Source organism: Paraburkholderia sp. BGA-UO-ETr-F21 (assembly GCF_059567925.1).
Window position 1 is genome coordinate 462258 of sequence record NZ_JCAQOY010000005.1, and the last position, 17413, is coordinate 479670.

Annotated in this window: 16 protein-coding genes; 5 read left to right on the plus strand and 11 right to left on the minus strand. The window is 65.3% G+C overall.

All coding sequences use genetic code 11. The annotated features are described in order from the left end of the window. Positions 1-108: 108 nt before the first annotated feature. Both AC57B1_RS03590 and AC57B1_RS03595 read left to right on the plus strand, forming a co-directional pair. Entirely contained in the window at positions 109-2010 is a 1902-nt protein-coding gene (locus AC57B1_RS03590; RefSeq protein WP_496416580.1) for a reverse transcriptase domain-containing protein, read from the plus strand. Positions 2011-2073: 63 nt separating this feature from the next. Next, on the plus strand, positions 2074-2793 hold the full coding sequence (locus tag AC57B1_RS03595) for an SOS response-associated peptidase (protein WP_496416581.1): 720 nt from the start codon (positions 2074-2076) through the stop codon (positions 2791-2793). A gap of 4 nt (positions 2794-2797) precedes the next feature. Here the strand turns inward: AC57B1_RS03595 and AC57B1_RS03600 are convergent, their stop codons facing one another. The 8 genes from AC57B1_RS03600 to AC57B1_RS03635 all read right to left on the minus strand — a co-directional run bounded on the left by AC57B1_RS03600 (position 2798) and on the right by AC57B1_RS03635 (position 7389). Next, entirely contained in the window at positions 2798-3025 is a 228-nt protein-coding gene (locus AC57B1_RS03600; protein ID WP_496416582.1) for a hypothetical protein, read from the minus strand. Positions 3026-3078: 53 nt separating this feature from the next. Then, complete coding sequence (locus AC57B1_RS03605) at positions 3079-3429, minus strand: hypothetical protein (RefSeq protein WP_496416583.1); 351 nt, start codon at positions 3427-3429, stop codon at positions 3079-3081. A 61-nt stretch (positions 3430-3490) separates the two neighbouring features. Continuing rightward, positions 3491-3739, minus strand: coding sequence for a hypothetical protein (locus tag AC57B1_RS03610; protein WP_496416584.1), 249 nt, complete (start codon positions 3737-3739; stop codon positions 3491-3493). A gap of 54 nt (positions 3740-3793) precedes the next feature. Further along, positions 3794-4123, minus strand: coding sequence for a hypothetical protein (locus AC57B1_RS03615; protein WP_496416585.1), 330 nt, complete (start codon positions 4121-4123; stop codon positions 3794-3796). 677 nt (positions 4124-4800) lie between these two features. Next, positions 4801-5103, minus strand: coding sequence for a UBA domain-containing protein (locus AC57B1_RS03620; protein WP_496416586.1), 303 nt, complete (start codon positions 5101-5103; stop codon positions 4801-4803). A 65-nt stretch (positions 5104-5168) separates the two neighbouring features. After that, positions 5169-5657 (minus strand): hypothetical protein, encoded by a 489-nt coding sequence (locus tag AC57B1_RS03625; protein WP_496416587.1) that lies wholly within the window; start codon positions 5655-5657, stop codon positions 5169-5171. 605 nt (positions 5658-6262) lie between these two features. After that, the gene (locus AC57B1_RS03630) at positions 6263-6523 is read right to left on the minus strand and encodes a hypothetical protein (RefSeq protein ID WP_496416588.1); all 261 of its coding nucleotides are present in this window, start codon (positions 6521-6523) and stop codon (positions 6263-6265) included. A gap of 65 nt (positions 6524-6588) precedes the next feature. Beyond that, positions 6589-7389, minus strand: a complete 801-nt coding sequence (locus tag AC57B1_RS03635) for a hypothetical protein (RefSeq protein WP_496416589.1) — start codon at positions 7387-7389, stop codon at positions 6589-6591. A 343-nt stretch (positions 7390-7732) separates the two neighbouring features. On the opposite strand from AC57B1_RS03635, the gene AC57B1_RS03640 reads away from it, so the two are divergent. Beyond that, the gene (locus AC57B1_RS03640) at positions 7733-8305 is read left to right on the plus strand and encodes a hypothetical protein (protein ID WP_496416590.1); all 573 of its coding nucleotides are present in this window, start codon (positions 7733-7735) and stop codon (positions 8303-8305) included. Positions 8306-8377: 72 nt separating this feature from the next. Here the strand turns inward: AC57B1_RS03640 and AC57B1_RS03645 are convergent, their stop codons facing one another. Further along, positions 8378-8869, minus strand: coding sequence for a hypothetical protein (locus AC57B1_RS03645; RefSeq protein WP_496416591.1), 492 nt, complete (start codon positions 8867-8869; stop codon positions 8378-8380). Positions 8870-9437: 568 nt separating this feature from the next. Here AC57B1_RS03645 and AC57B1_RS03650 point away from each other — a divergent pair. Beyond that, on the plus strand, positions 9438-10283 hold the full coding sequence (locus AC57B1_RS03650) for a ParA family partition ATPase (RefSeq protein ID WP_496416592.1): 846 nt from the start codon (positions 9438-9440) through the stop codon (positions 10281-10283). Positions 10284-10296: 13 nt separating this feature from the next. Beyond that, entirely contained in the window at positions 10297-10719 is a 423-nt protein-coding gene (locus AC57B1_RS03655; RefSeq protein WP_496416593.1) for a hypothetical protein, read from the plus strand. A gap of 54 nt (positions 10720-10773) precedes the next feature. Here the strand turns inward: AC57B1_RS03655 and mobF are convergent, their stop codons facing one another. Together mobF and AC57B1_RS03665 are read right to left on the minus strand one after the other, a co-directional pair. After that, positions 10774-14403 (minus strand): MobF family relaxase, encoded by a 3630-nt coding sequence (mobF, locus tag AC57B1_RS03660; RefSeq protein ID WP_496416594.1) that lies wholly within the window; start codon positions 14401-14403, stop codon positions 10774-10776. A gap of 159 nt (positions 14404-14562) precedes the next feature. Further along, entirely contained in the window at positions 14563-17238 is a 2676-nt protein-coding gene (locus AC57B1_RS03665) for a type IV secretory system conjugative DNA transfer family protein (protein ID WP_496416595.1), read from the minus strand. Between the last annotated feature and the right edge of the window lie 175 nt (positions 17239-17413).

Sequence of the window (17413 nt, forward strand, 5' to 3'; positions counted from 1 at the left end):
AGGGGGCGACACCCTCACCGACCGGAGGTTGCGATCCCTGACCTTGACGTTATCTTCGAACAACTGATGCGGACGTTCGTCCCATCGTTCTCGCGGTCTGCACTGGGCATGCAATATGACCAGTTGAAGGACATCATTTACCCGACACCGCCGTACAAGCACTTCCAGATCATGAAGCGCAACGGGTCGCCGCGTTTGATCGCAGAGCCCCGCAAGCGTCTGAAGTTGCTGCAACAGAAGGCTCTTGTGTTCCTGGAAGATCGGATGAGCCCGATCAAACCGGCCGTGCACGGGTTCGTTCGCGATCGCAGCATCGTGACGAACGCCCGTGTCCATTGCTCGCGTAAAACGAAGTTTGTCCTGAATCTGGACCTGCAAGACTTCTTTCCAACCATCACGTTTTACCGTGTACGCGGCGTGTTGCTGAACCGCCCGTTTAACTTTTCGCACGAGGTGGCGACCGTCATCGCCCACATGTGCACGCTCAACGGGTCGTTGCCACAGGGGGCGCCGACGTCCCCCTTCCTGTCGAATCTTGTGTGCCGGACGATGGATCGGGACCTGTCCGACCTGGCGCGCAGGAACCGTGCAACGTACACCCGCTACGCCGACGACATCACGTTCTCGTTTTCCGTGGGAAGCGCCTCTCGACTGCCTGCAGCGATCTGCGTCGTGGACGACGACGGGCACCTGACGCTCGGCGCGGAACTGCACGACCTGATCACCGCGAAGCACCACTTTGCGATCAACCCGGCGAAGACGCGGTTGAGCGACCGCGCGCGCCGGATGGAAGTTACTGGGCTCACGATCAACCAGTTTCCGAACGTCCGTCGCAAATACATCGATCGCATTCGCGGTGCGCTGAACGCGTGGGAGCGCAACGGCTACGACAAAGCCGAAGCCGGGTGGCAGGCCCGGGTGGCCAACACCCTGACCGGACCGTATGAAAAAAAGCCGTGGAAGCGGCAAACCCGCACCGGCACGCCGCCGCAACTCAAAAACGTCCTGTGGGGCAAGTTGCTGTACCTGCGGATGGTCCGTGGGAAAGACGATCTGCTCTACACCCGACTCGCCGAGCGCTACAACGCGGCGGTGCTCAAAGAGCAGGCTGCGGGGTCGTTCGCCGCCCCAAAACTGCCAGTGGAGCCGGTCGTCCGAGACCATGACACCGCGCTGGAAGCCTGTTTCGTCGTGGAATGGTGGGGCGAGTACCAGAGCACGCCCGGTGTGTCGGACGACATTCCCATGGGGCAAGGGACCGCCTTTGTGCATCGGGAACTGAACCTTTTGGTGACGTGCAACCATGTGTTCGAGGCCGTTGCGAACGTGAACGGGCACCCGTTCAACACGGATTTCGAAGCGCCTGAAATGGTGGACAAGACGTTGCAACTGGTGAGGCCCGACACGCAGCAGGCATGGCCCGCGAAGATTCTGTATCGCCATGCCCAGATGGATTTTGCGATCCTCGCGTTCGAGGATCCCGTGCCGCCGCACCGCTATTTCTCGCCGATGGACAACCCGATCGAGAAGCGGGCGGACGGGGTGCTCATCGGTTTTCCGGATTGGCAGCAATGGACGCCGCCTGATTTCAACGATCAGAAAGTCCTCAACCGGACGGAGCCGAACGCCGGGATGCTCAGTTTCACCATCACGGGCGCTGGGAGCATCCGCCCAGGAAACAGCGGTGGACCGTTCACGGACGATCGGTTCCGCGTCGCCGGAATGGCGCAACGTGGCGCGCACATGGGCACAGGCCACGACGAGTGCCTGTGCCTCGAGATCATCAACAACCTGGTCGCGACGTACAAAGCCACGCTGGCCCCGCCCGCTCCCGCCCCGGTGGTGGGTGCAGCGGCACCCGCTGTCGGCCCGATCGCCCCCGCCCCAGCGCCCGTCGTCCCCCCGGCGCCGGCTGCGCCACAAGCACCAGCCGCAGGTATCCCGGCCCCCAACGCTGCTGCGCCGGGCGCTGCCCCCGCACCGCCCGCACCGCCGCCGACCAATCCCTAACCGCGGATCCGCCGTTCGCGCTACGCTGTTGCTACTGCTATTGCGACAGCGTTGGAGGTGCACATGTGTGGCCGATACTCCCGAGGGCAAAAAGATCTGTTCTACGTCGAGCCCCTGATGTCCGACGCGAACGATCCGCGCTGGAAAGGCCAGCCCGACCTGTTCCGCCCCAGTTGGAACGTGTCGCCCGGGACGAAGCAACCCATCATCACGCCGGACGGCCCCCGCGTCGAACCGTGGGGCTACCGCCCGGGCTGGGCCGTCGCCCGGAAGGTGCCGATGCTCATCAACGCCCGGCTGGACAAGTCCTCCAGCAGCGCCTGGAAGGGCATGTTCAGCAAGTCCCGCGTGCTCGTGCCGGCGGACGGCTGGTACGAATGGCTCCCCGAGGGCGGCAAAAAGCAGCCCTACTTCATTCAGTCGAACGACGGACCGCCGGTCTACTTCGCCGGCCTCACCAGCGCAAAGCCGGTGCCGAAGCACCCAGCGCCGGCCGCTGACGCGCCGCCGCCCGAAGCCGGAACGGTCTACGGATTCGTGATCGTCACCGCGCCGTCGGAAAGCGGGATGCTTGATGTGCACGACCGACGCCCCCTCGTACTGACGCTCGAGGAGGCGCGCGTCTGGCTTGACCCGGAGACGACGTTCGAGGAGGCGATTCACCTGGCGAACAACGCCGGGAAGTCCTCCGACGATTTCCATTGGTACAAAGTCACCCAGCAGGTCAACAAGAGCGGGGCCGGCAACGACAGCCCGACGTTCGTCGAGCCGGTCGAAGCCTGACCCCTCACGCGTAGCGGCGTTCAAGGTGGTCCGCCTGCTGCTGCGTGAGCCGGACCGCCAGCGGCGCGATCTGCACGTCCAGCCCGTTGCGCCGCAAACGGCGGGCGATCCGCTGCGCCACGCGGCGCGGGACCAAACGGCATTTGTAGCCGACGGCGGTGCCGATGACGTGGTCCGGCTGGTAGTAGCGGACCGAATACAGGGTGCGCTGCTTCATCGAGGTCTTCTTCATCGTCCTGCTCCTGGGGAGGGTGGTGCTGGGTGGTGGAGCACCCAGCCGGGTCATCAGGCGTTGCCCTGCGCCGTGCGCTTCGCGAGGCGGTCGAGCGCGCCCGCCGGGCTTTCCAGCAGGTAGTCCCGTGCCAGCCGTGCCATCACGCTGCGCGGCTCCGTGTCCGTGGCGCCAAAGCCGTCGACCGCGTCCGCCTGCTTCTCCCAGGCGTTGAGCGCATACGCGTGCGCTTCGTTGAGCGCCACCGGATGGAGGCCGTTCATCAGCGCCCACGCCTGCGTCAGGGCGTCGCTCGCCGCCTGGTTCAGCGTGTGCGCCGCGTCGTCCCGGCCGGGCCGGTCGTAAAGCTCCCACTCGTTGGCGCTGAGCGAGACGATGATCGTGGGGAGGAAGGTGATTCGCATCGTGGGTCTCCGGGGATGGATCTGCTGGGGGTGCCGGGTGGCGGAGCACCCAGCGTCGGGATCAGGCGTCGCGCCCGTCCACCGTGCGGCGGATCAGGTCTTCGAGGAAAGCTTCGGTGCTTGCGTGGGTCAGCCGCGCGTGCGCGTCCAGCGCTGCACGCTCGTCGGCGGCGACGCCGTCCAGGTCCAGCGCCTCGCCGTCCCCGTGATCGACGATCGTCCCGATCGCGATGCCGTCGCGTTGAAGGGTTGCGGTCGCGCCCGCGATGTCGAGGGCCGTGCCCTGCTGGATGTCCGTGATGCTGTACATGCGCTGCTCCTGTCGGTGCGAAGGTGCTGGGTGCCGCAGCACCCAGGGATGTCGTCAGTTCTTCCAGATGTAGAGGAAAAACGCGTCGCGGTTGCTCGCGTGCGGGTTGAAGCCGAAGAGGCATTCGATGTCTGGGGCAATGACGACGGTCATGCCCGTCTCGATGCTGCCCGGTGCGTCGTTGAACCACTCCAGGGCTTCCTGAACGAACGGGCTTTCCAGCACGTCACGAGTCACGTAGACCGGTCCGCCGGTCAAGCCGTAGCGGTCGCAGGTGTCGCGGTCGAGCTTCACCACATCTGCTTTTTGTTGAGCCGGAATGCTAAAAGGGACGTCCTGGAACAGGACGGCTTGGGTCGTGATGCGTTGCTCGGTGCGGGTCATGTCTGCTCTCCTTTCAAGTGGGTTCTGCTTCCCGTTTTCGCCGTGACGTGTGAAAAGCCCTGCCCGGGAACCGGGGCAAGGACGTTGGTGCAAGCCGCACGCGCCGACCGAAGGGCGGGGAACGGGTGAGACAACGAGCGTCAGCGATGCCTAGACCCATCGGGGGACCGGGTTGGGCTACACGTCGGTCGGGAGGCGAAAGGGAGCGGTCACGCGAAAGGGATGGACCCGCACCGAGCGCGGGAACGCGTCGCGATGCCGTGGACCTGGTCGTGCGTCGTTGCGCGGTTCCGGTGGAAAGCGGTGCGGGGTTGTCGTTTTGCTGGGCGCGCTGCCGATGGGGTTGAGCCTTGGGTGCAACGAACCCCAACCCCCTTGGGACGCTTGCGCGTCCGGGCACTCCCGCTTGCGCCCGTTGCCTCGGGGAAAAGCGGACCGCGTCGAGCTTCGATCGAGGTGCCCGCCTGCCATCACCGCCGGGTGTTGCGCGGGTGGGTTTGAGTGCCCCGCGGCGAATGCCGCCCATGCCTTTGACGTTCCATCGCGCTGGGTGCACCGTCCCCCAGCGTCCCCGCTCGACCGGCCTTCCCGCACCGGGATGGTCGAGCGGCCCGGTCCCGTCAAACCGTAGCGTGCGGGGACGCGGTGTTGGACCGGCGCCCGCCGGCCCCTGCTGGTTAGCTCGCCAGCCATTCCTCGTACGTCTTGACCGTCCAGCCCAGTGCCTCCGCGCCCGCGAGGTAGATCTGGTATTCCTGGTCGTTCGTTCCCCGTGCTTGCGTCTGCCAGTTCGCGTTCGGGAGCAGGCGTTGGTCCTCGTTCGACGCGCCCTTGATGTGCAGCACCGCGTCGAACATGTCGCCTTCTTCCGCGATCAGTTCCGCGACGGCGTCCTGCTCGCTGCAGCCGGTGCGGTCCATGACGTAAGCGACGCTGTCCGCCGGGGCGTAGCGTTTCACGAGGTGGGTCGGGTGGTTCATGACGATCTCCGGTCGGGAAAGGTGAAAGGTCCAGCGGGGTGTCGTTGCACCCCGCCGGTGCGCCATCAGGAGCGGTTCATCGCGTCGAGTTGGCGACCTGCCATCACGTCCAGTTGCCGGGCCGCTGCGCTCGTCTGGTCGAACGCGGTCATGGGCCACTTGTAGCCTTCGATGGACGCCTTGCGCGTTGCCTTCGTCAGGTGCTTCTTGCCGGCGATCTCTTCGTCGGTCGCGCCGACCATCGTCGTGAAGAACTCGTGCGTGCCCGCTGCCGTCGTGGCCAGGACGAACACGCGCAGGTAGTTGACCTTCGGCTTGTCCGCTTCGGGAGCCTTGCCCGCCGGGGTGTTGCCCTCGGTCGTGCCGGTGTTGCCGGTTGCGTCGCCGACGTCGGCGAAGGTTGCTTCTGCTGCGGTAGCGGTCGTCATGGTGGTGTCCTCCTTGGACGTGGGGTTGACGGTTGAAACTTCCTGCTGGTTGGAAGCCTTGGGGCGCGAGGAACGGCGCGACTTGGTCTTCGAGGTGGTAGCGGTGTTGTCGGTGACGTGGTTCATGGTCGTGTTCTCCGTGGTTGGTTCGGTTGGGTGCATCTGCTAGTCGGTGAGCCTTGGCGCATAGAGAGGGATGCCCGGACCATCGGGCCAGGGAGACATGCGAAGCCGCAGTCCGGAGGAACCGGGTGAACAGGGAACGCGAAGCGTGCGAAGCACCCTTGCCCGTAGAGGGACAGGAAGCCCTATGCGTCGGATAAAGGCGGCCGATTTGCAGGTGCACCGCTTTCAACCGCCCACGGTGATCGACCCCCGTCACCACGCCTGGCAACACCGCTGCGACGTCCGGACGTCGCGTGGCTCGCACGCCCGCGGTCGAGCGGAGTCGGACGTTGACCTGGCCGTTCAGGAGCGCCCGCTGGGTGCTCCGCCACCTCGCTCGGAGCGACCGTGCGCCCCGGAGGATTCGAGCGACGCTTTCACCGGTCCGTGAGGATCGGAGCTTTGCTCGCGGGCTCCGGTGGTTGAGCGTATGCAGCCCAACGAGGCGTCGATAGCGATCCATGACCGAATCGCCTGCCCGCGCCGTTTTTCCCGCCGGCCGTGCACCAACGTGGCCCGGTCGTGCTGGGTGACGCTGCACCCCGCCGGAGCGGGGCGCTTGCTCGTTACGTGGCCGGCCCGCCGGCGCTCTGCTGGATGGCGCCCGGTTCAGCGCGCATCCGCTCGCGCGCCGTGTTGTTGATCTCGTCCATGCGCTTCGCGATCTGCACCACGTCGAACAGACGGTAGAGTCGGGTGCGGTCCGTCGAGGACCACGTTTGCGCCATGCACAAGATGCCCTTGAGCATCTGGAACTCGTGGTTGTTGTCCCGGAAGTCGTCGATCAGGGATTGGGTGCGCTTCGCGCGTGCGTCCTGCTTGGCCATGCTGGTTCTCCTAGTGGGTGGCGATGCACCCCGCTGGAGCGGGGCGCCGAGATGCTGTGGGATGGTCAGTGGGTGGTGACGTCGCGCGCTGCCCAGTGCGATGCCTCGAGGTGCTCCTCGTGGGCGCTGCGCACCACGTTGTCGATCAGGTCGTCCGCCACCTCGCGGACGTAGCTCGGGTCGCTGTCCTCCACGCCCCAAAGTGCATGGGTGTAATCGATGGCGATCAGGTCGTCCATGTCCTCGTCGTCGCCGAGCAGGGTGACGATCACGCCCAGCCAGCGCCATTGGTCGTTCGCCCAGCCCCGCAAGTGCTCAAAGTCGCGGCGGACCGCTTCCGCGCGGATCTCGCCCGAGGTCAACGGCTTGTTCGGGTCACGGCCGGGGATCTTGACGGTCTCCGTCGCACGGTGGTGGTCCTGCTTCAAGCCTCCGAAGCGGTGCGTCACGGTCGCCTTGCCCACCGGGCGGCGCACCACGCGAGGCTTCGCCAGCCGGGCGAGCAGCGCGGCCTTGTGCTCCTCGGTCAGGCCCCAGCCGTCACGCTTGGCGATGCGATTCGCCTCCGCCACGTCGTAGTAGCGCTTGCTGCCCCGATCGCTGTTGAGGAGCCATTCCCCCGGGTGCTTGTCGCGGGTCGTCCAGTCGCTCACGGGACCGTGCCCGTCGTGCTCCTCCCACGGTGCCCCCATGTCCGTGTCGTCCTGCACGTTGATGCGAACGCGGTAGGTGCGTCCGTCGATCGTGCGTTCTTCGATGTCGCCGTCGTCCACGCGGTTGTGCCGGAGGGTTTGCTCTACAACATGTGTCCGGTGGTGGGCCAAGGCCGTTGAAGCTTGGGGAAGATGCTGTGCGTTCGAGGTCATGGTGTTCGTCCTTCGTCGTTTGAGAGTGTCCGGTGGAGCCGCCTGACGCATGACCAGCGCCGCCTGAAACGGGGCAAGGGACCGGAACGAAGCCGCACGCGTGGACCGTAGGGACAGGAACGGGTGAACGACGGGGTGCAACGCACCCTTGACCAGGACGTTCCAGGTGGAGCTATGCGTCGGGAAAGGCGGTCCATGGGCACGAACCGACGAAGGGGTGGACCTCGGACGCGCGCGGGAGCATCGACCCTCGGGGTGGCGTTGCACCTGACGTTGTTTGAAAGTCCTTTACAGGTGCCTGGAATCTTGAGACGCTATCGTGGTTCCGAACAAGGAGAGCCGTATGGCCGCGACGAAGAAGACCACCACCGCGAAAGCGGTGAAGCCGGCGGCGAAGAAAGCCGCTCCTGCGAAAAAAGTGCCGGCGAAGAAAGCCGCGGCACCCGCCAAAAAAGCCGCACCCGCCAAAACCGCATCCACGGGCGGTGAGGGAACGTACAAGCCGGTCGCGTTGCAGGAAGGCTGGTATTCGCGCGGGTACAAGCCCGAGCCCTTCACCACGCCGGTCCTGCCGGCCGCTGCGCAGCGGGAACCGGAAACGCGTTGCCACGGGTTCGTCCTCGCCAGCGTGAAAGCGAGGTTCGAGCAACGCGTGAAAGCCGCGTACACAACCCAGGCGATCGTCCTGACGCAACACATCCACCAGTGGTTGCGCGGAAAGATCCAGCCGAAGATCGCGGAAAGCCCCCGACGCTCGGGCGTGGTCGGGGATGACCTGGCGCGAATCAGCGTGGACATTCCCACCGTGCTGCAACGCAAGTTCAAAGCGGAATGCGCCGAACGCGGCCTGACCGTCACGCAGGTTCTCGGTGCGCTCGTCGCGGATTGGACCCAGCACTACAAGAACTACGTTTGACCTTCCCCTAAAGCGAAACATGGGTGCCGTAGCACCCATGTTCCCGTTCCTGCCTTGCCCCGCTGCACCGACTCATGCGGGGATCCCCGAGCGCTCGCTCGCCTTCACGCCCATCCGGACGTGAGCGTTCAACCACTGAAGCCATTCCTTCGAGGGTTCCTTCGTGCCGCGCGCCACGACGAACTGCTCGTCGCGTGCCCGCAGGGCGTTGCGCGCCGCCAGGTTGTCGTCGAACATCCGATCGCGCTCGGCGAGCAACCGGAGCATCGCGTCCGGCTTGTGCGGGAACGTCTCGAAGCCGTTCACGCCGAAGAGCGCGCCCAGGATCGCCTGCACCTCGAACGGCGTTTTGAGATCACCGGGGCGTTGACCGAAGTTCCAGGCCAGGCCGTCCATGCCCTCCGGATCGAGGTGCAGGAAGTAGGTGCAGGTCTCCGGGTCCCAGCCGATGAAGCCGTCGCTGAACCAGTCCTGCACGGTCCAGCCGTTCGGGTCTTCCATCGTGGGGTGAAGCTTTACAGCGCTCGGTTGCTCGAACACGAGCGAGAGGTTGAGGCGCGACATGGTGTTCTCCTGGGGTGGTTGATCTGATCTACAGACTGGCAGACGCGTTGGAAAACTCAAGCGCAATATTTTTGCGGGACGTCGCGGGATTCGTACCACGCGGCCGATCGTTCGGTGCATCGTGGCGCGCCCCCGTGTGTACGTACGTGAAGGGGAAGGGCATAGGCTGAGCCCCTGCGAAGGATGGGAAGGACCGTGGACGCTGGAAACCCAAAACCTTTGGGGCGCAAGCGCCCGGGCCGACCGCTCACGCGCCGTTGCCTACGGATCAGGGTGACCCGCACCTGACGCTGGTGGCCCGGCTTCTCCACCGCAGGTGCGCGCCCGGGTGCGTGCCCTTCGCCTCCGGCGGGTGCTTCCCGACAGGGTCCTGCACCGCTGGAACCCAAGCACCTTAAGGCTCTCCGGTTGTTGTCGTTTTGCCATCAAGTCGATCATCAGGTGCAAAAACACCTGTTGACGACGCTGTCCGAAGTACGGTTACATCCGTACCGCACCACCTCGCTGGGGCACGAAGCACCCAGCCAGGCAAACGACAAACGCAGCGACCAACAAACGGAGCATCACCATGAAGACCATCGTCATCGCTTGCCCGAAGGGCGGTACCGGCAAGAGCACCACGTCCCTCCACCTCGCGTACGGTCTGCATCACGCCGTGGACATCCCCGCCGGTCTGCTCGATGCGCAAGCGCGCACCGTCCCGGTCTCGCCAGACCACGCTCCAATGACCGCGCTGCTGGACACCGATCCGCAGATGAGCGCCGCCGTCTGGTCGGACGCCTGCGCCGACGGACTGCTGGGTTTTCCCGTTCTCGCTTCGCCCCGCCCGAACGTCGACAAGGTCGTCGCTGCGATGAACGCCCCGACCGATCACCTGGTGATCGACACCGCCGGGATGGCCGCGGAAAAGAACCCGGCGATGACGTCCGCCGTGCTCCTCGCGGACCTCGTGATCATCCCGGTACAAGCGAGCGCACTGGACACGTGGGCGTTGGAGCAGTTCGCAGCGATGATCCGCCACCGCCAGACGGTCACCGGTGGAGCGCTGCAAGCCGCCCTGCTGATCACGCAAGCCGCACCGCGATCGCAACTCGTCGCTGCGGCTCGGGAGGAGCTTGCCGAGGTCGTCGGTCTGCCGATCCTTGGCACGGTGATCGGTCGCCGGAAGGCTTACGCCGAAGCCGCCGCCCGTGGTCGCACGGTCTTCCAGTTGCGGGACACCGCCGCGCGGGAGGAGATCGCAAGCCTGACCCGCGAGGTCCGCGCGCTGCTCCACCCGGTCGCTGCGCAACCGCAGCCGACGGTCGGTACCGCTGCCATGGTGGAACGGCGGGGCTCCCTGGGAGCGTCGGCCGCGGATTCGCTCACGATCCCGTCCTTCGTCCCGACGAGCGTGTCGGCGCTGCACGCTTGAGGGGTGAGCCACCATGGCGACGTTGAAGTTTTCCCGCCCCGTGCGCCGTGCGCCGGTTCCCGTCGAACCGGTGGCCCCGGTCGAACGTCCGGCGCCGCGCCGCAAGCCGTCCCCCGCGCAGTTGACCCGAAAGCGTCACCACGTCTGGATGACCGTGGAGGAGAAAGCCGCGTTCACGCTCGCGTGTGCGATGGCGCATACGACGAAGCAGGCGGTCATGAATCTCCTGCTGGACGACTGGACCGCCGGCCGGCTGACCGTCGAGATCCCGAAGGTTTCGCCGACGGACGCCGACGGCCCGCTGGACCGGATCATCCTGAACCGGAGCCCTGCGGATCTGCACGCGCAGAAAATGAAAGCCGTCGAGGTCGGCGCCGCGATGTCGGACGTGACGCGTGCGCTGATCCGGCACTACGTCAGCCGCCGTGCAGAGTGACGCTCCTTCTATATAGTGTGGTCGAGAAAACGCCCGGTTGCCCGGGCGTTTTGCTTACATGCGCTGACGTGGACGCTTGATCGCCAACCCGGTCGCGCCGTCGTCCGGGCCGTCGTCCTTCGGTTTGAGCGTCGGTTCGAGCTTCGGCTCCTGCTTCACCACCGGTGTGTTCGGGACGGGCGTTGCCGGGGCCGGTTGCGGCTTCGCACGCTCCGGGATGGCGAGCTTGCGCGGAGGGTGCACCACCACCTCGTTGTCGTTGCCCGCCTGCGGACGGTCGAAAATCGCCACCGCGTCCTGCGCCTGTTCGAGCTTTCCGCTCGCCCGTCCCATCGACGTTGCCGGAGCGCTTTCGACCGCCGGTGCCTCCACCTTCGGTGCCGGCGGAGTCCAGTCGCCGTTCAGCGGCAACGGGAACGGCGGTTCGGTCGGGTCCGGCTGACGGACCAGGAGCCGCCCGGCGCCCGGCTTCTGCACCGGAGCGTCCACGAGTGGCCGCACCCCGTCGTGCTCGCGCTCGATGTGCTCGTCGATGTCGTCGAACCACTGATCCACCGCGCGCACCGCTTGCGAGACGTAGCCTTCCTCGCCCCGTGCCGGTGCCGTGCGTTGCGCGCTGTGCTCACGCGGAACCGCTGCGGTCGGAACGGGCGCGGACGATTCACCGGTCGCCAGGATCGGCTGTTCCACGTCGCCCGACACGACCGGGTGCTGCGGTTCGGCCGGGTCCGGAACGCGCACGAGCATTTTCGTCGTCACGCGCGCCTGGCCCGCCGCTTCCACCAGTTCCAGTTCGCCGCGTTCACGATCGCGCTCGTCGCGACCGTCGTAGAACGCGTCCACGGCCTTGACCAACTGCACGACCGGACCTGCTTCCGGACGCTGCGCCTGCCGTTCGGCGATCGCCGGCAGGTTCTGGACGAACGCGCTGGCCTGAGCCTGCGTCGACTCCCGCTCACCGATTTCCAGGCGCATGGCCCGGTCCATCGCCGCGATGGCTTCGGCGCGCGCTGCAAGGGACTGCTCCTCGACGCGACGGGCCTGTTCGATCGCCTGGACGCGGATCGCTTCCATCCGCTGCGTGATCGACCCGCCCTCTGTTTCGATGACGTCCGAGAACGCCGGCTTGTTCGCACAGATCGCCACGTCTTGCGTCGTGAGCTTGACGGTGATTTCGCTGAACTGCTGGGCCAGGCCACCACGCCGAGCCCCGTGCTCGTCCACGTAGCCGTTGATCGTGGCGTCGGAGGCGAAGACTTTGTAGTCCACCTTGTGCCGCGTGTACGACACGAGCCCCATGTTGTTGTCCATCATGGTGGCGCCGCGCTCACCGATGAACGCGTAGACGCTGTCCACCCCTTGGCCCTGGGATTTGTGCGTGGTCATCGCGTAGTTGTACGTGAGCGAGCGGAAGTCGTTCGTGTCCACGGTCAGTTCGCGACCGTTCCGATCGTCGATTTCCGACACCAGCCGAATGTTCAGCACGTGCCCGCTGCCGTCTTCCTTGGCCGTGATGCCGGTCACCACGCCACCGTCACCGTTCACGACGTTCAGATCGTCGCTCCGCCGGCTGAACCGGATGCGATCGTTCACCGCCAACTTCAGATCCCGGTATTGCCCGTCCACGATCGCACGGATCGCGTGATCATCACCTTCCAGCGTCCCGTTCTCGCGGTAGCCTGCCCGGATCGATTCGTTCAACCCCGCGACCTCCGCCCGCGTGCCACCCAGCACGATCTTCTGCTCGATCGCGCGCTGGTCGTCGAAGTAGGCCGTCACGAGGGCTTTCATCGCCTCCCGGTCGTTCCGAGCCGTCCTGATGTGATCGTTGACCATCAGTTCCCGCATGATCTGCTGGCCGTCCGGCTTGCCGTCCTCGTTCTTCATGCCGTACCACGTCGCGGCGATGTCGCGGTTCTTTTGCGACTTCTGACGCATGATCTCGGTGAGCTTCGCGTCGCCGATCACGTCGGTCATCAGGCGCATCGGATTCGACGCGGTGACCGGGGGCAACTGCCGGCAGTCCCCGAGGACGATGAGCTTCGCTTGGGCCTCGTCCACGTATTTCTGGATGTGCGCGAGGTGCATACCTGCCATCCCGCCTTCGTCGAAGACAATGACGTGGTCTTTCGTGAGCGAAAGTTTTCCGTTTTCCAGGTCGCGGAGCATGGCCATGGACGACATCGTGTCGATCCCGACGTCCTGCGCCAGTTTGTTGGCCGCCGCCCACGCCGTACTGACCCCGAGCAGGGTCTTTCCTGCGTCTTCATACGCCATCTTCGTGAGCAACATGCCCGAGGTCTTACCGGCGCCTGCGTAGCCGCTCAGCACCGCGGTGCCGCCGCTGGTGACCGCGAGGTGCCGTGCACCTTCCAACTGCTCGTCCGATGGGCGGTAGCCGTTCTTCTGGACGAAGCGGTCCACCGCCGCGTCGAGGTACGACTGGTCGATCCGAACGCTCGCGTCGTCCTTGCGGTCCAGCGCCCGTTGCTTCACCGCTTCTTCGGCGAGCCGCATCTTGGGCGTGGAAAACTGGTGCTGCTGGTGCTTGTCGCGGGCGTAGTATTCCACCAGGTCGTTGTTCGCCAGCATCCGGTTCGTGTACTGCAAGATTTCCTTCGGCGACATGTGCCCGCCGTACTCCTGCGACACCTGACGGAGCAGTTCGCCGCGGGTGAAGAACGAGTTCTTCTCGAGGCAGGCGTCCAGGATCTGCTCGTCCGTGCGTGGCTGGTTTTCCGGCGAGGTCAAGTTTGATGTCGCCTTGCTCAGGTCCGAACGGTTCTGGTACACGAGGTGGGGGTTCTGAGCGCGCAGGTCTTCAAACTCCTTCGCCCACTTCAGTTGCTGCTCGTCGTACGGGAGTTCGTCCTTCGCCTGCCGCGTCGCAAGGTTCGCCGCCTGGCGCCCGACGCCCGCGTTTTTCTCCATGTAGTCCTCGATCATTTCCGTACGCTTGCTGAAATGATCACGCACCGTGTCGCCGACGCCCGCCACCCGGTAGTACACCTCCCCCGTCTCGAAGCCTTCTGCGTCGAGTTCACGAACGCGGTCGATTTTCAGGTCCGTGTGCTCTTTCAAGCCCCACTGCGCTGCCGCCCGGTAGAACGCGCCGATCCCACGCTCGTTCTCCTTCAAAAACGCTGCGTCGATGCCGTTCCAGCGGAGCGTGCCGTCCTCGTCCGTCGTGAAGCCTACGTTGTGCAGCACGGCGTGCGTGTGCCCGTCCATATCGCCCGCTCGCGAGGTGAAATGGTCGATCAACGAGAAGACCAACCCAACGTTGCCACGACGGTCCAGCCCGGCTTTCCCGGTCTTCACCTCCGCCAGCGTTTCGAGGTGGTTGAGTGCCATCTCCACCGCCGCCCGGTGAATGCTCAGGATTTTCTCTTTCTCCTCGGGCGACGTGGTCGGATCTTCGTAGACGATCGACAGGGACTTCTCCATCGAGAACGTCAGGTCCCAACCGGGACGACGATCGTCGCGCCCAGCGTTTTGCGTGAGCTTGTTTCCCGTTGTCGGATCGATCCCGTCGAACAACGTCTCGAAGTCGTCGAAGTTCACCTTGCCGGTCAGGCCCAGTTCTTTCGCAGCACGTCCGTGCCAGGTGGTCGGTGCGTACATCTCGCCTGTCAACGCGTTACGGTGGTATTCCACCGCTTCGAAATACTGGCGCGCGGACATGCCGTTCTTGTTTTCCCCTTTCGGGTTCAGCGGTTGGACGGTCAACATGGTCGTGGTCTCCTGCCGTAACGGGTGCAAGTCACCCTGATTTGTGAAAGCGCAAAGCCGGATGACGGTGCGCCGATCTGTGCTTCAACGTTACCAAACCGGGGGCGCCGGTCAACGCTCAAGGCCTGGCCGGACCGTCAGGCCCACGCGCATCCGGAGAATCCGGTCGCGCTCGCGGTCCTGCTCCTCCTGAAGTTGTCGCGGGCTCTTATCCGTCACTTCGACCTCCTGCGTCACCACCGGGGCCGTGACCGTGACGGTGCGCACGTCCCCTACGCTGTCGATCCGGGTCTCGACGTTCTGCGTTGGGCCCTGAAGCCCTTCCGCGATCTTCAAAGCGTCGAGCGCAAACTTGGCGCCGGGCAAGACCGCGTCCAGCGCCGCGTCGGTGGCCACCTCCAACAGCATCGCGTTGCCCTCGCTCTGTTCGGGCTGCTCCTGCCAGTCGCCGTTCTGCTCCGCCGCGCGCTGGTCCTCGATCGCCTGCCGGACCGCCGCTTCGTATTCGGGCGAGCCCTTCTGCGCCTCCTCGTCGATCGTCTGGGTGTCGCTGCGGGAACGCGCCAGCGGATTGCGCGCGAGCGCTTCCGCCAGGCGTTGCGCCCTCTGGGGGTCGATGCTCAGGCCCTTCTTCTCCGGATTGCCCACCGTGACCACGGTGATCGACGGACCGCCGCCCACGCCGTCGTCCGCTGCGGACACCGTGTCGATGGGTTTGGACAGGTCGATCGGACGGTGAATCACCGGAGCACCGTCGGGCCACGGGTTGTAGTCCCTGAGCGGTGCGGTCGGACCGCCGGTCATCCATGCCGCCGGTTTTTCGGGAGGAAGATCGGACGGTGCCTGGGGAACCTTCGCTTCGTCGGCGAAAGGCCATTCGAGGTGCAGGAGTTTGTCGCCGATCTGCACGATCGCTTTCACCCCCTTCTCCTGGGGGCCCATTTTGTCCGACGAGCCAAGGAAGGTCGACTCCACCACCGGATCGTCGCGAAACGTGGCTTCGTCGTCGCCGGGACGCTTCACCTTCATCTTCTTCACCCCGAAGGTTGCTGCGATGTCCGCCGCGCTTTCGTTGCTCCCAGCCATCGCGTAGACCTTCAGCCCGAGGTTGTCCTTGATGGCCTTCAAACCGTTTTCCCCGAACATTTCGATCATCGCAGCCTCGGTCTGGGTAGCGATGATGTGCTTCAATCCCTTGGACCGACCACGGGCGAGCGCTGCCTCGATGCTGGGCTTGATGCCCTTGCCCAACGCGGCGAACTCGTCCAGGAAAACCAGCAGGTTTCGCCCCGGCTTGCCGGCGGGGTTGTTCGGAAGCGCGAGCACCGCCTCCGTCAGGAACGCGTGCATCGCGCAGATGTAGCCGCGGGACATCTCCTCGTACCGCTCGTTCGACCGCAGGATCAGGACACGCGGACCCTTGTAGTTCGGGTTGTCCATCCCGTTCACAAAATCCAGCAGCGAGATGCGGTCGCGCTGCTTCTTGCCCGGGGCCGCGTCGCCCCAGGCGTTGCCGATGCTCACCAATGGCTTCGCGAACGCTCGGAACGTCGTCTCAAAACTCTGCACCGCCGTGTTGGTCTCGTAGTTCTTGTAGACCTGCGCTGCGATCGGGTCGAGCACCGTCGCGATCTCCACGATCTTGTCCAACCCGTACGTGGACAGACGAAAGGCGAGGTGCCCCGCGTGCCATGCCACGGGAGCGCGAGGAGGTTTTTCCTCGAAGGTGCGGCCGACCAGTGCCGCGTGGTCACGCCGGCTCTCCCATGCCACCATTGCCTGCTGATGGAGTGCGCGGGCCAAGGTGTATTCGTTGATCAAGGATTGTTCGAGCACCGAGAAACCCAAGCGTCCGCCCGTGTGCCAGATCGGGTTCCCGTCGCCCGCCAGCACCCAACGCTCGGCGTGCTGGTCCGCGTCCGCCGCGAACCGATGGTCCTCCCCGATCGCCCAGCCCTGGTTCTCGTCGCTGAACATCGAGATGACCGCGACCCGGTTCTTCCCATGCTTCAGGCGCTTCGCCATTTTCTGAAAGACGTAGGTCAGGTCGCCCTTCACGTCGAGCACCACCAGGAAGTGCTTGCCCGCCATCGCTTCGTAGAACATGTGCGAGAGCATGGCGGTCTTGCCCGAACCGGCGGACCCGAGCACCAGCAACGACCGGGAGAGCGCACGCTCGCTCACTGCGGGGAGGTCCGGGTGGATGCGCATCCACCCCGGACGACCGAGGCCCACGGGTTTCAGAGGGAAGCCGCGTTCACGCCACCAGCGTCGACGGTCGGACTCGGTCCGCCCGTTGAGCTTTTCGACCGCCTTCGCCGCCTCGCCGTTCGCGTTCGGCCCGGTGATGAACTCCAGACCGCCGATCTGCTCCTCGTGAACGTGCCGCTTGCACATCTTGCGAAAGAGCCACCATGCGACGCCCGTGGCCGGAATCGCGGAGAGCAGCGCCTTGCCCTTGATGAGCCACCAGGACATCAGGTCGAGCCCGTTCATGTATTCCGTCACGAGCGCTTCGTACGGGCGCTTGTGCCGGAGCAGCAGGTCCACCGCCGCCTTGCCCCAGCACGACAGGTGGTCGCCCAGCGTCATGTTGTCCACGCCCCCGAGCCAGCCGGTGTGCCCGGCGAGGTACCAGAGCCCGCCCATCGAGCCGGCGAACACGGCGGTTCCTGCGACGAAGCCGGCGAGCAGGGGCGTGCCGAACAATACGTACGGCTGGTCGTTGTCGAGGCTCTTCGGGGGCGATGCGAGAAAGTAGCGCACCGGTTTGAGGGTGTAGGCCATGTCGGTCTCCTGGCGTATGGGTAACCAGGTATAGCGCGCCCACCGCGTTACACAAGCGGTTCGGGGTGTTACCAGGGTGCCTTGCACCTGAAAAACCGGGGATGGGAAGGCATGGGCGACGCCGGGACCCGGGTGCCAACCCCGGAACCGGCCACAAACCACTGGAAGCCTTCGG